This window comes from Streptomyces sp. MNU76 (assembly GCF_020982545.1).
In the GTDB taxonomy this organism is placed as follows: Bacteria; Actinomycetota; Actinomycetes; order Streptomycetales; family Streptomycetaceae; genus Streptomyces.
Map to the genome: position 1 here is coordinate 1,202,006 of NZ_JAJKLK010000001.1, position 11,916 is coordinate 1,213,921.

9 protein-coding genes and 2 pseudogenes are annotated in these 11,916 nt (G+C 72.8%); 4 read left to right on the forward strand and 7 right to left on the reverse strand.

The genetic code is table 11. The annotated features are described in order from the left end of the window. Nucleotides 1–145 precede the first annotated feature (145 nt). Together lipA and lipB are read right to left on the reverse strand one after the other, a co-directional pair. Nucleotides 146–1,111, reverse strand: a complete 966-nt coding sequence (gene lipA / locus E4N62_RS05190; RefSeq protein WP_230212124.1) for a lipoyl synthase — start codon at nucleotides 1,109–1,111, stop codon at nucleotides 146–148. Between the two features lie 282 nt (nucleotides 1,112–1,393). Then, a complete protein-coding gene (gene lipB / locus E4N62_RS05195) occupies nucleotides 1,394–2,185 on the reverse strand; it encodes a lipoyl(octanoyl) transferase LipB (protein WP_230212125.1) in 792 nt (263 codons plus the stop codon). 439 nt (nucleotides 2,186–2,624) lie between these two features. Between lipB and E4N62_RS05200 the strand changes: the two genes are divergently transcribed. Next, complete coding sequence (locus tag E4N62_RS05200; protein WP_045555407.1) at nucleotides 2,625–4,064, forward strand: hypothetical protein; 1,440 nt, start codon at nucleotides 2,625–2,627, stop codon at nucleotides 4,062–4,064. A 54-nt stretch (nucleotides 4,065–4,118) separates the two neighbouring features. On the opposite strand, the gene E4N62_RS05205 is transcribed toward E4N62_RS05200, so the two are convergent. Further along, nucleotides 4,119–5,516 (reverse strand): NAD(P)/FAD-dependent oxidoreductase, encoded by a 1,398-nt coding sequence (locus tag E4N62_RS05205; RefSeq protein WP_230212126.1) that lies wholly within the window; start codon nucleotides 5,514–5,516, stop codon nucleotides 4,119–4,121. 219 nt (nucleotides 5,517–5,735) lie between these two features. Next, a pseudogene (locus tag E4N62_RS05210) lies at nucleotides 5,736–6,654 on the reverse strand (TIGR01777 family oxidoreductase). Nucleotides 6,655–6,757: 103 nt separating this feature from the next. Between E4N62_RS05210 and E4N62_RS05215 the strand changes: the two are divergent. Continuing rightward, nucleotides 6,758–7,246: a GNAT family N-acetyltransferase gene (locus tag E4N62_RS05215; protein ID WP_230212127.1), complete on the forward strand. Its 489-nt coding sequence runs from the start codon at nucleotides 6,758–6,760 to the stop codon at nucleotides 7,244–7,246. An 11-nt stretch (nucleotides 7,247–7,257) separates the two neighbouring features. Here the strand turns inward: E4N62_RS05215 and E4N62_RS05220 are convergent, their stop codons facing one another. Beyond that, nucleotides 7,258–8,442, reverse strand: coding sequence for a MarP family serine protease (locus tag E4N62_RS05220; protein WP_230212128.1), 1,185 nt, complete (start codon nucleotides 8,440–8,442; stop codon nucleotides 7,258–7,260). Between the two features lie 366 nt (nucleotides 8,443–8,808). On the opposite strand from E4N62_RS05220, the pseudogene E4N62_RS05225 reads away from it, so the two are divergent. Together E4N62_RS05225 and E4N62_RS05230 are read left to right on the forward strand one after the other, a co-directional pair. Further along, a pseudogene (locus tag E4N62_RS05225) lies at nucleotides 8,809–9,587 on the forward strand (peptidoglycan recognition protein). Between the two features lie 286 nt (nucleotides 9,588–9,873). Further along, a complete protein-coding gene (locus tag E4N62_RS05230; protein WP_230212130.1) occupies nucleotides 9,874–10,158 on the forward strand; it encodes a hypothetical protein in 285 nt (94 codons plus the stop codon). Nucleotides 10,159–10,183: 25 nt separating this feature from the next. On the opposite strand, the gene E4N62_RS05235 is transcribed toward E4N62_RS05230, so the two are convergent. Then, the gene (locus E4N62_RS05235) at nucleotides 10,184–10,702 is read right to left on the reverse strand and encodes a DUF4240 domain-containing protein (protein WP_184898610.1); all 519 of its coding nucleotides are present in this window, start codon (nucleotides 10,700–10,702) and stop codon (nucleotides 10,184–10,186) included. 61 nt (nucleotides 10,703–10,763) lie between these two features. Then, entirely contained in the window at nucleotides 10,764–11,780 is a 1,017-nt protein-coding gene (locus E4N62_RS05240) for a YafY family protein (RefSeq protein ID WP_230212131.1), read from the reverse strand. Nucleotides 11,781–11,916: the final 136 nt, after the last annotated feature.

The window sequence follows — 11,916 nt, forward strand, 5'->3', positions numbered from 1 at the left end:
GCTTTTAAACCCCGACGCGGCCCTGACACTGCCCTCATCTGCGAGGACGGTCAGGACCGCGGTCAATCGGCCATTACCGGCCAGTAGCCTCTTGTGCTCGGATTCACACGAATCGAGTGGCACTCCGTGCCATTTGGCGTAAGGGTCAGACGGCCTGCGAGGCGACGTAGGAACCCCGCTTCTCGACGGCCATCTGGTACAGGCGGCCGGCGCGGTACGAGGAACGGACCAGCGGTCCGGACATCACCCCGGAGAAGCCGATCTCGTCGGCCTCCTGCTTCAGCTCGACGAACTCCTGCGGCTTGACCCAGCGCTCCACGGGGTGGTGCCGGACGCTCGGGCGCAGGTACTGCGTGATGGTCACCAGCTCGCAGCCCGCGTCGTGCAGCTGCTTGAGCGCCTCGCTGACCTCCTCGCGGGTCTCGCCCATGCCGAGGATCAGGTTCGACTTCGTGACCAGACCGTAGTCACGGGCCTCGGTGATGACCTTCAGGGAGCGTTCGTAGCGGAAGCCGGGGCGGATGCGCTTGAAGATCCGGGGGACCGTCTCGACGTTGTGCGCGAACACCTCGGGGCGGGAGGCGAAGACCTCCTCCAGCAGCTCCGGGACGGCGTTGAAGTCGGGCGCCAGCAGCTCGACCTTGGTCCGGCCGTCCGCGCGGTGCGCGGTCTGCTCGTGGATCTGGCGCACGGTCTCGGCGTAAAGCCAGGCGCCGCCGTCCTCCAGGTCGTCGCGGGCGACGCCGGTGATGGTGGCGTAGTTCAGGTCCATGGTGACCACGGACTCGCCGACGCGACGGGGTTCGTCGCGGTCCAGCGCCTCGGGCTTGCCGGTGTCGATCTGGCAGAAGTCGCAGCGCCGGGTGCACTGGTCGCCGCCGATGAGGAAGGTGGCCTCGCGGTCCTCCCAGCACTCATAGATGTTGGGGCATCCGGCTTCCTGGCAGACGGTGTGCAGGCCCTCGCTCTTCACGAGGCTCTGCATCTTCGTGTACTCGGGGCCCATTTTCGCCCGGGTCTTGATCCACTCGGGCTTGCGCTCGATGGGGGTCTGGCTGTTGCGGACCTCCAGGCGCAGCATCTTGCGTCCGTCGGGTGCGACTGCGGACACATCGGCTCCCTGTGCTTCGATTCTTCGGCGTCCACCAGGGTACGCCCGTACGGTTCTCGGTCCCCGGGGTGGTCAACCTTCGGGCTCATGGGTTGCATTCCCGGCTGCGGGTCCGGTGGGGGCTGGTCGCGCAGTTCCCCGCGCCCCTTGAGGGCCTGCGGCCACTCGGGGGCGAAAGAGCACGGGGCGCAGCCCCTGCTTTTCAGGGGCGCGGGGAACTGCGCGAGAAGCCCCCACCGGACCCGCACCCGCCAACGAACCGACCCCCGCCCCTGACGCGGACTACGCCGACGCCCGCTCCACCACCCGCGGCTTCAGATCCGCGTGCTCCAGCACATCCCGAAGGTGGCGCTCGGCCACCGGCAACACCTCGGCGATCGTGATGTCGCGGCCCAGTTCGGCCGCGAGAGAGGCGACCCCCGCGTCACGGATCCCGCACGGGATGATCCGGTCGAACCACTTGTTGTCCGGGTTCACGTTCAGTGCGAAGCCGTGCATGGTGACCCCCTTCGCGACCCGGATCCCGATCGCCGCGATCTTGCGGTCCTCACGCCGCTGGCCCGCGTTGGACGGCGCGTACTCCGGCCCGTTCATCCGGGGATCGAACTCGTCGTCGGTCATCCGGGGGTCGAGGTCCAGCGACAGCCCGCCGAGCCGCTGCTCGACCGGGTCGCCGAGCACCCACACACCGCTGCGGCCCTCGACCCGGGTGGTCTCGACGCCGAACTCCGCGCACGTACGGATGAGGGCCTCCTCCAGGCGCCGTACGTGTGCCACCACGTCGACCGGCCGGGGCAGCTTCTGGATCGGGTAGCCCACCAGCTGACCGGGGCCGTGCCAGGTGATCTTGCCGCCGCGGTCGACGTCGATCACGGGGGTGCCGTCGAGGGGGCGCTCGTTGTCGGCCGTGCGCCGCCCGGCCGTGTAGACCGGCGGGTGCTCCAGGAGGAGCACGGTGTCGGGGACCTCGTCCGCGAACCGCGCCGCGTGCACCCGGCGCTGCTCGTCCCAGGCCTCCTGGTACTCGACGGCCTCCGTGCCGAACCCCATGCGGACGAACCGCAACCCACTCACGGCAAGCGCCTCCCTCGGCGGTGCCGCCGGGCGGCGGCACCGCGATAGCCCTGTGGCTCTGTCAGGCGCGTGACGCGCCCAAGCCACTGTACGACCGCGGGCTCGCGCACTGTTCGAGCGGCCTCCGGAACCGACGGAGCCGTCGTACGCGTGCGCGTCGGCGACCGACGGCCTTCGTGCGCGGCGCGGGGGTGCGGGCCGACGCTCGTCGTACGGCGCGGCCGCCGGGCGTACGAGGGGCCCAGCCGGCGCGTGTCGGAGGTCACCCACGTCAGCCGCGCGGCAAATCCTCACACGATCGGATGAATGGACGCGGAAGTGTGCGATCGGACGCTTACTCTCCGCTACATTCGCGCCGTTCACCAGGCCGCAAAAGGCTTCTCACCAGGCAATCCGGGAAACCCCGCCGACACCCGGAAGGCAGGAGACCGCACCGCAGATGACGGAACGACCCGCGCAGCGCACCCCCAACCGCCAGCTCGCCGCCCTCATCGCAGAAGCGGGGTTCTCGAACGCGGGACTAGCGCGCCGTGTGGACCAGCTCGGTCTCGAACACGGCCTCGACCTCAGATACGACAAGACGTCCGTCACCCGCTGGCTGCGCGGTCAGCAGCCCCGGGGGACGACTCCCGCACTCATCGCCGAGGTGTTCACCCGCCGCCTCGGCCGCCGGCTCACCGCCCAGGACCTCGGCCTGGACGCCTGCGCCCCCGTCTACGCGGGCCTGGAGTTCGCCGCCACCCCCGAGGAGGCCATCGACATCGTCGGCGGTCTGTGGCGCAAGGACTCCGGCAGCCACGCCGAACTCCGCAAGATCGCCTTCACCCCCGCCGGACTCGTCGTCCCCAGCCGCGACTGGCTGATCGGGCGGGCCGACGACCGGGTGGGACGCGGTGACCCGGCAGCCACCCGGGTCCCCCCGCAGGGCCGCCCGGTCGTCCCCCGGCAGCGCAGCCAGACGGAGCGCGGCCCCGGCCAGAAGGTCACCGGCGGGGACATCGCCGCCCTCCGCTCGGTGGGGGAGCTGTTCCGCGCCCTCGACGACGCGTACGGCGGCGGCCACGCCCGCCAGGCCCTCGTGCGCTACCTGGAGCACGAGGCCGAGCCCATGCTGCGCGGCGCCTACGGCGAACAGATCGGCCGACGGCTGTTCGCGGCCGCCGCCGACCTGACCCGGCTGGCCGGCTGGACCTCGTACGACATCGGCGCGCACGGGCTCGCCCAGCGGTACTTCGTGCAGGCGCTCAGGCTGGCGCAGGCGGCGGGGGACCGGGCGTACGGGGCGTACGTGCTGGTCACGATGAGCCGTCAGGCGGTCTACCTGGGGCACGGTCGGGAGGCCGTGCAGCTCGCGCGCGTCGCCCAGCAGGGCGTCGGGTCCGCCGTGCCGCCGGTGGTGCAGTCGCTGCTGCACTCCGTCGAGGCGCGCGGGCACGCGGTGCTGGGCGAGGTGCGGGCCTCCACGGCCGCCCTGGTCCGCGCCGAACGCGCCCTGGAGACGGCCCGCCCCGGGGACGAAGTCCCGTACTGGGCGCGGTTCTTCGACGAGGCGCAGCTCGCCGACGAGTTCGGGCACAGCCACCGCGACCTCCAGCAGTACCGGGCGGCCGCCCAACACGCGGAACGCTCCCTGCAGTTGCGGGCACCCGCGTACGCCCGCAGCCGCCTGTTCTGCCGAGTCGTCCTCGCCTCCGCCCGCCTCGGCCTCGGCGAACTCGACCAGGCCTGCCAGCTCGGCGCGGAGGCCGCGGGACAGGCCGCCGAGATGCGGTCGGTCAGGGCCGTGGAGTACGTCCGCGACTTCGAACGCCGACTGGAGCCGTACCGCGACGCGGCCCCCGTGCGGGGCTACCGGGACAAGGTGGCGGCGCTGATGTAGGCGCGCGGCACGCCGTAGGGGCGCCCGGAACAACTCCGGGCGCCCCTACGCCGTTCACGCGGCCGTTTCCAACGGCTCCTCCAGGAACGTCGGGTGGGCGTCCAGGTCGGTCAGGACGGCGTGGGCGGCCCGGCGGGCGGAGTGGAGGGCGCCCTGGACGGTGCTGGTGTCACGGTGGTCGCCGCAGACGTAGAGGCCGGCGAGGAGACGCACCGGGCGGCGCAGGTCGTGCGGCGCGGGCATCGCGGGGACCGCCTCGGGGACGTGGTAGGCGGCCAGCAGTTCCCAGCGGGTCGTGGACGTGCGGTAGAGACGGGCGAGTTGGGCGCGGACCGTGGCGTCGAGGTGCGCGGCGTCCGGGGGAGTGCCGAGGACCGTCGAGGTGATCAGGGCGCGGCCCGCCGGCGCCCGGCTCGGGTCGACCTGGCTGATCACCGCCGTGTGCGAGACGGGCCCGCTGCGGTCGGCGTCGAGGAGCAGCGCCGGTTCGGTCAACGGAGGCTCGTCCGTGGCGTGGTGCAGCACCGTCACCGGGTGGAACCCCGGCACGCGCAGACCGGGGAGCAGCGCGGCGGCGGACCGGGCGTCCGTGGCCAGCACCACGGCCCGGCAGACGAGTTCACCGTGGTCCGCCGTGGTCACCGAGGTCGTGCTCATGGCGGTCACCCGTACCCCGGTACGGACCGAACCCGGCGGCAGCGCGGCCGCGAGGAGTTCCGGCAGGGTGTCGGCGCCGCCCTCCGGGACGCAGAGCCGGCCGGTCGCGTAGGTGTGCAGGGCCAGGTCGGCGCAGCGGCTGGAGGTCGCCAGCGTCGGGTCGGCGAGCAGCGCGGTCAGCAGGGGACGGACGAAACCGTCGATCGTCCTGGGCGGGAAACCCCGGGTCGCCAGCGCCTGGGAGGCCGGGACCTCCGCCCGGGTGAGCAGCCGTTCGGGCGCGGTCGCGGCGAGCCGGGCCAGGGCCATGGCCAGCCGCGACTGATCGGCGGGAGCGCCCAGCCGACCGGGCCGGGTGCCCGTGGAACGGCCCTGGGGACGGCCCTGGTTCCGGGGGAGCCTAGGGGCGCTTGCGAGGGCGCGCGCGGCCGTGAGTGCGCCCCTCGCGCTTCGCAGGACGGGGGCGGCGCCTGCCCGCTGATGACGTCCGTCGGAGTGCAGCAGGACGCCGGGGGCGAACGGGCGCAGGGCCAGGGTGTCCACGCCCGGGGTGCGGCGCAGTTCCGGGTACGACGTGGAGAGCAGATGCGTCGTCCGGTCGAGGCGGAAGCCGTCGATCTTCTCGGTGGACATACGGCCGCCGACGGCGGGGGCGGCCTCCAGGACGAGGGTCCTGAGGCCCGCCCTGGTCAGATGTCCGGCCGCAGCGAGGCCGGCCACGCCGGCTCCTACGACGATGACGTCCACGTCCTCCGTGTCCGCCTGGTACGCCGACTGGTGCACCGACTCAAGCACGTGCCCCTCCCGAGGTCGCGCGGCTGCGGGGACGTTATGCCCACAACACCCATCTGAAATACCTGAGTTCGGCACGAGAGTGAAGGCGGGGCCCGGTCCCGGGGAAGGAGCGTGTGACCTCGCACGGGGGCATGGGCGGGGTGTGTGCGCCGGGCGTTCGGGGGGTGCGGGTTCGTCGGCGCACCCGATAACGCTCCATACCGACAACGAACCCCCCGGTCAGCCGAGCGCAGCTCGAATCGCGTCCTCGATCTCCGGATACCTGAACGTGAACCCCGACTCCAGCAACCGCGAGGGAACCGCCCGCGTGCTGCCCAGGACGTCACCGGCGACACCCCCGAGCGCGAGCCGCAGCGCGGGCGCGGGCACGGTGAACAGGGTGGGCCGGTGCAGCACACGCCCCATCGCCGCCGTGATCTCACGGTTGGTACGCGGGGTCGGCGCCGTCAGGTTGAACGGCCCGGACAGCGACGGCGTGAACAGCAGATGCCGCAGCGCCGCGACCTCGTCGTGCAGGGAGATGAAGCTCCAGTACTGGCGGCCGTCTCCCATCCGCCCGCCCAACCCGGCCTTGAACAGCGGGAACAGCGGACCCCACGCACCCCCGCCCCGAGCCACCACCAGCCCCGTACGGGCGAACGCCGTACGGATCCCGGCCTCCCGCGCGACCCCGGCCGCCCCTCCCACTCCACGCACAACGCGGACAGGAACTCCGACCCCGGCTCCGCCGACTCGTCCACCACCCGGTCACCGGTGTAGCCGTAGAACCCGATCGCGCTGCCGTTCACGAACACGCTCGGCGGGTGTCGAGCGTGGCGGCGGCCTCGGCGAGCGTCCGGGTGCCGCGCACCCGGCTCTCGCGGATCGTCGCCTTGTACGCGTCCGTCCAGCGGCGGGACGCCACCCCCGCGCCGGCGAGGTTGACGACGGCCGCGCACCCCGTGAGCCCCGCCCGGTCGACCCGTCCCGCGTCCGGGTCCCAGCGCACCTCGCCGCGCGCCCAGGGCTCCCGTCGCACGAGCCGGAGCACCTCGTAGCCGTCCTCGGCCAGGGAACGGGCCAGCGCCGAACCGATCAGGCCGGACGCACCGGCGATCGCGACACGAGAACCGGGCGGAACGGGTGATTCAAGGGTCATGCCCACCATCCTGCCCGGCGGGCGGAGCGAACGGCGGCCCGGGCACGCGAACCAGTCCGAACCTGCCGCCCGACGGCCGGTTCGCCGCCGTACAGTGGCCGCCATGCCCGTTCCGCACATACGCCAGGCGACCTCGGACGACGAGGACACGCTCGGTCGCCTCGACCGCGAGACCTGGTCCACGCTGCACTCCGTCCAGGAACGGCCCACGCAGCCGTACGAGCCGTTCTTCAACGAGCGGTACGGCCCCCACGACCACCTGGTGGCCGAGATCGGCGGCGCAGTCGTCGGCTACGTCCGCCTCGCCCTGCCCTCCAACCTCGCCTGTCACGCGCACGTCCGCCAGATCCAGGGTCTCGCCGTCGCGGACGAGGCACGCGGCTCGGGCGTCGCCCGCGCCCTGCTGCGCGCCGCGCAGGACGAGGCCCGGCGGCGCGGCGCACGACGGCTCACCCTGCGCGTCCTCGGCCACAACACGCCCGCCAGGAAGCTCTACGAGTCCGAGGGCTTCGTCGTGGAGGGCGTGCTGCCGGAGGAGTTCCTGATCGACGGGGCCTATGTCGACGACGTGGTGATGGGCCGTCGCCTCTGAGGCGTACGCCGTCACGAGGTCACGAGGTCACCCGTGTCCACCGGGGCCGTCGCGTTCGCGGCCCGCTCCGCGTCGGGGGCGACCTCGTCCACGGTGAGCACGTAACCCGTCTCCGCGTCCGAGGTGGAGCGGGCGAAGACGACGCCGAAGACCTTGCCGTCGGTGGTGAGGAGGGGGCCGCCGGAGTTGCCCGGGCGGACGGTGGAACGGATGGAGTAGATGTCGCGGGTCACCGAGTCGGTGTTGTAGATGTTCCGGCCGGTGGCGTCGATACGGCTGGCGACCGTGGCCGCCTGGAGGTCCAGACCGCCGTCCTCCGGATAACCGGCCACCACCGCCGCGTCACCGCGCCCGGCACTGGCGTCGAAGCGCAGCAGCGGGGCCTGCAGACCCGGGACGTACAGCACCGCCACGTCCTTGTCCGAATCGAACAGCACCACCTTCGCCTCGTACGCCTTGCCCACGCCCCCCACCCGCACGGTCGGCTCGTCGATGCCGGCCACCACGTGGGCGTTGGTCATCACCCGCTCGGTGGCGAACACGAAGCCGCTGCCCTCGCGGCCCTGGGTGCCGGCGACGCCCTCGATCTTCACCGTGCTGCGCTTGGCGGCGCCGGTCGCGGCCGCGGTGACGCTGTCGCCGGAGGGCTTGGCGACCTCGGCCGTCGCCTCGTTCTCGAAGGGGTTGAAGACCTGCGGGAAGCCCGCCTCGGTGAGCGCGGAGGTGGCGTTGGAGAACCAGGCCGGGGTGGTCTCCGGCATGGTGTCCTGCACGGCGCCGAGCAGCGCGGAGTTACGGATCGAGTTGGTCACCACCGCCGACGAGGAGGCCCCGAGGACGCTCGCGGCCACCCAGGCCACGATCAGCACGGCGACCGTGTTGGCCGCGGCCCCGCCGACGCCGTCGGCCACCCGCAGCGGACTGCGGTCGATCTCCCGCCGCAACCGCAGCGCCAGCCGGCCCGCCAGTTCGTGCCCGATCACGCCCGGCACCAGGACCGTCAGCACCGCGGTGATCGTCGCCGCCGGGGTGCCCGCCTCCACCAGCTCCATCATCCAGGGCAGCACCCAGACGCCTATCGCCGCGCCGCCGACGAAACCGGCGAGGGACACACATCCCGCGACCAGGCCGCGACGGTAACCGGACGCCGCGTAGACCAGGATCACCAGCATCAGCAGGATGTCGAGCACGTCCACTCCGACCGCCTCTCTCTAGGGACCCTGTAGTACGCGCGGCACGGGGACAGTGATCAGCTCCGCTCGCGCGGCATCCCGAGGGCCCGCGCGAACCGGCCATCGGCGCGCCGGCTCCGCCCCGAACAGTAAAAACGTCCCGGACCACGGCGTTGGTTCCTTCCGCTTCCCCCGGGTGGCCCACTCCACATCGCGGCCGGCGCGCATCCGGGTGACTGTGGGGCCATGCGTGTGTTCCGGATGTCGCGGGGGGCGCGAATACGGCGGCTGCCGCGCGTGTGGCGCCGCACACGGACCCCGCACGCCCCGGACCGGGCCCGGCAGCAGCCGCGCCGGTCCCACGGCCGCAGGCGCCCGGCCCGCGAGCGTATGCGCCTGGCCCGGGAGCGCGTGGACCTGCCCCGGCCGGTCCTTCTCCTACTGGCCTGCCTGCCGGGGCTCGCGGCCGTGCTCGCCCTGGTGCTGTTCGCGATCGGCGCGGACCGTACGGACGAGCGCGCCGACGGGCCCGCCACGACCCAGCCCGCCCTGCCGCACCAGGCGCCCCGGCCCCCATCGTGCCCAGGTCCCGTTGGCTGGAGAAGGACGCACCCACCCAGCCGCCCGCTCGCTACGACGACGAGGTCGCCGCCGTCTTCATCCACCACACGGACTCGCCGAACGGCTACGACTGCGCCGACGCGCCCCGCATCATCCGCGGCCTCTACACCGGCCAGACCGGTGCCAAGCACTGGGACGACATCGGCTACAACTTCCTCGTCGACCGTTGCGGCACCATCTACGAGGGCCGCGCGGGCGGCGTCGACCGGGCCGTCACCGGCGCCCACACCCAGGGCTTCAACCATCGCACCACCGGGATCGCCGCCCTCGGCACCTTCACCGCCGGGGTGCCCGTCCCGCAGGCCATGACCGACGCGATCGCCGCACTCGCCGCCTGGAAACTGGGCCTCTCCGACAGCGACCCCCGGGGCAGCGTCCGGCTCACGTCCAGCAACAGCCTCAGCCGCTACGCCGCCGGCACCACCGTCCTGCTGCCCACCCTCGCGGGCCACAGCGACGGCTTCATGACCAGCTGCCCCGGCGCGGCCCTCGCCGAGCGCCTGCCCGCGATCCGCGAACAGGCGGCCCGCCTCCAGGGCCGCTCCTAGGGGGTGTTTCGAAAGTCCCGCACAGCACCCACGGCGCCCGGCACGCACTCTCGCCGCACCGGCCGAAACCCCAAGTACGTCCAGTACGAGGGCTTTCGTCCGGCACGCCGAGAGCACGCACCGGACACCGCGGGCACCGCACAGGACTTTCGAAACACCCCCTAGCCCGCACGACCGTTCATCCGTTCACCGTTCACCGTTCACAGACAGCGCGCCGTCGGCTCACAGAGTTCTCCAAGATCCGCGCCCTACCTTCGTCGTGTCACGCCGACCGGAGGTGGGGAAAATGATCAGCAGCCGTACGAAGCACACGTCCCGCGCGCCGAGGACGTCCTGGTCCTCGGCCCTGCGGAGCCCGTGGACGGTGGCCTGCGCGACCGCCGTCGTCGTGCTCGGCCCGTCCGCCGTCACCGCGTCCGCGCTGGAGCGCGCCAACTCGGCGCCCCTGCACGGGGCCTCGGCCCCCGCTCACCCGGCCCCGGGCAAGGAGCGACGCCACCACGGCGGGCCGTACACCACCGAACAGCACGCCTACCTGCCGCGCCCGACGAACCGCGGCCTGCGCGCCTGAACCCGCCGTTCCCCGGTGCCGCGACCTACGCCCGGAAACGCTCCCAGAGCTTGGGGAGGCGTTCCGCGAGTGCGGACTCGTCCTCGAAGTCGAGCGGCGTGCCCTCGGGTTCGCCGGGCGGGGGCGGGATGCCGAGGTCCGGGGCGACCACACCGGTGAGCTGCTCGTACGCCTCGTCCGCGGCGTACCCCAGCTCCTCGCCGTCCCCGTCGATCTCCTCGTCGAAGTCGTCCAGCAGATCGGCGAGCGCGTCCGGGTCGTGCACCGCCCCCTCGAAGACCTCCCGGCCCTGGCCGATCAGCCAGCACCGGAAGTAGTCGAACGCGTCGTCACTGGCACCGCCCAGCAGTACCGTGGCGGCGGCCCAAAGGTCCCAGGTGTAGGCGCGGTTGTAGCGGGACTCGAAGTGCCGGGCGAAGTCCAGCACCGCCTCCGGGTCCAGCAGGCCGAGCCGTTCCACGAGCAGGTCGGCCTGGTCCTCGGGATCGCCCTCGGCGTCCTCCCGGGCCGTGTCCACCAACTCCCAGAACTCCGTCTCGTCCATCACTGGTCCAGCATCGTGCCTGGGAGGGTGGGACGCACGTGGAGAACGACCCTTTCTTGCCTCACGGCGCCTCGTACAGCCCGGCGAGCCGGCGCGCGTCCTCCGCGAAGCGCTCTCGCAGCCCTTCGGGAGCCAGCACCTCGACCTCCGCTCCGAGCGCGGTGAGCTGGGTGTGCGCCACCTCCTCCGACTCCACGCGGAGGGCGACGGTCACCCGGCCGTGCTCGTCGGGGGCGTCGGCCACGGCACTCAGGGCGTCCCGGGCCGACACGGGGTCCACGACGTACGGCAGCCTCCGCACCCCCTCCGCCGACAGCCGTACGACGACCTCGGCGCGCAGGATCGACCGGGCGAATCGTTCCGCCTGCTCGTCCCAGTGGGCCGGCAGATCGAACTCCTCGTCTCGGGTGAAGCGGTCGTCACCGGTGTCCACGCCGGTGAAGCGGTCGATGCGGTAGGTACGGAAGACCCCCGGTCCCGGCCGGGTGCCCGGGCCGGAGGGGGCGCCCGCGTCGGGGACCCTGGCGCACAGGTACCAGACGCCGGCCTTGAGCACGAGACCGTACGGCTCCAGGCCGCGCTCGACCTCGGTGTGCCCCTTGCGGTACCGCGCGACGATCCGGCGGTCGTCCCAGACCGCGTCCGCCACGGTGGGCAGCAGCTCGGGGGTCTTCGGCTCCTTGAACCAGCTCGGCGCGTCGAGGTGGAAACGCTGGGAGGCCGTGCGGGAGGCGTCGCGCAGGGAGGGGAGGAGTGCGGCCGACACCTTCAGCCGGGCGGCGGAGGCGGCGTCCTCCAGTCCCATCTCCCGCAGCGCGCCCGGCACACCGCTGAGGAACAACGCCTCGGCCTCCGTGCGGGCCAGCCCCGTCAGCCGCGTCCGGTACCCGCCGATCAGCCGGTATCCGCCGGCCCGGCCCCGGTCCGCGTAGACCGGGACGCCCGCCTCCGACAGCGCCTGGGCGTCCCTGGTCACCGTCCGCTCCGACACCTCCAGTTCCCGCGCGAGTTCGGCGGCGGTCATGGAGGGCCGGGACTGAAGCAGCAACACCATCTTGATCAGCCGGGCAGCACGCATGGGGCCATGATGCCGGGCCGGGGCGACAAAAGGGGGTGTCTTGTCGGGTGCGCTGTTCGGGTGCGGGTGCGTGGGGGCTTCTCGCGCAGTTCCCCGCGCCCCTGAAAAGCAGGGGCTGCGCCCCGTGCTTTTCATC

Excerpts from the sequence above, each read along its gene's own strand:
- E4N62_RS05200 (WP_045555407.1), top strand. The coding sequence starts at position 2,625 with ATGACGGAACGACCCGCGCAGCGCACCCCCAACCGCCAGCTCGCCGCC.
- E4N62_RS05215 (WP_230212127.1), top strand. The coding sequence starts at position 6,758 with ATGCCCGTTCCGCACATACGCCAGGCGACCTCGGACGACGAGGACACG.
- E4N62_RS05230 (WP_230212130.1), top strand. The coding sequence starts at position 9,874 with ATGATCAGCAGCCGTACGAAGCACACGTCCCGCGCGCCGAGGACGTCC.
- E4N62_RS05235 (WP_184898610.1), bottom strand. The coding sequence starts at position 10,702 with ATGGACGAGACGGAGTTCTGGGAGTTGGTGGACACGGCCCGGGAGGAC.
- E4N62_RS05240 (WP_230212131.1), bottom strand. The coding sequence starts at position 11,780 with ATGCGTGCTGCCCGGCTGATCAAGATGGTGTTGCTGCTTCAGTCCCGG.